1 protein-coding gene is annotated in these 1,195 nt (G+C 63.1%); it reads right to left on the bottom strand.

What is annotated here, in order from left to right; genetic code table 11:
• Positions 1-88: 88 nt before the first annotated feature.
• Positions 89-1,195, bottom strand: a 1,107-nt coding sequence (locus tag BJQ90_RS18980) for an alkaline phosphatase family protein (protein ID WP_226761756.1), incomplete at its 5' end; no start/stop codon positions are given.

Here is a 1,195-nt window from a genome sequence, read left to right as displayed (position 1 = left end):
GCATAGCGGCCGGTCCGGATAGCGGCCTCGGCCTGCCTGCACGTGGTGTGCAGGCAGGCCGCCAATATTTGATCGCTTTGTACTTTACTTAATCCCCGGCACGGTCGTGGGACTGGCCGGAGTCATCCCGCGGCGAGGGGTGGAAGAGTTCCTCGAAGGTGCCTGATGTGGTGGGTGAGCAGGTGTTGGCCAGGCAGCCGAGGTGCCACATGTGCTCGATGGTGGAGAGCAGGGTGTAGTGATCGGAGACCTGGTTGGTTGTTTTGTGGGGTCCTTCCGCTGAGTTGATCACGATCGTGGGGGCGTGGCCGCCGCCGAGGACTGCGCCGTTCTGCCCGACCGGGCTGCCCGGGCCGCCCGTGGATCCGGAGTAGTCATTCTCATCCCAGGCCAGAACGATGCTGGACTTGGTCCTCTTCCACGTCGGGGAATCCATGATCTGCTGGACTGTTTGCTTGACGTAAGTGTCGCCGAGTTGGATCGCTCCGTGGTCCAGACCGGAGTCCGGGTACCCGCACTGGGGCAGGCCGATCAGGGCCGCCCCCGACGGGGAGATCCCGTGCATGTCGTGGCACTGGTTCGGGCTGATCCAGACGAAGTTCGGCACGTTGCCGCTGGCCAGATCCGCCTTGAGGTTGTTCTCCTGGGGCACGATGTTCTGCAGGCGCGGGCTGCCCGGGTAGTTGATGTTCGAGAAGTACATGAACGGGTTGTGCTTCTGCGCATACAGCTTGACCGTGGTCGAGCCGATCGTGGGCGCGTACTCGACCTGGGAGCCAGTGCTGGGAAGGCTCTCCATGTACGCCTTCCAGCTCAGGCCCTTGTTCTCGAGCTGGTCAACAATGGTCTTGCCCGAGAACATGTGCGCCGTGGACGAGGCGCTGGCGACCTGGGCCGGGGTGAGGAGCCCAGTGGCTCCCGGGTCGCCGGAACCGGGCACGAATTCTTCTGGTGCGCACTTAACATCTGCGCCGGCCTTGCAGTCATCCCAGACGCCCTGAGAGCTTCCCGAAATGGTGGCAAGGTAGTTGGGCATGCTCGGGTGGGTCACGCCATGGTAGTTCGTCGCAGTGTTGTACCGCTGGGCAAGTGTATTGATGTACGGCGCGTCGGCGGTGTTGCCGATGACCTGGTCATAGCCGTGGTTCTCCATCATGATGACGAAAACGTGGTCAGGGCCGCTCGCCCCCTGCCC

This window comes from Arthrobacter sp. SO3 (genome assembly GCF_020532825.1).
Lineage (GTDB): Bacteria > Actinomycetota > Actinomycetes > Actinomycetales > Micrococcaceae > Arthrobacter.
Note: the sequence above shows the minus strand (reverse complement) of the source record. Positions and strands in the feature narration are given on the sequence as shown.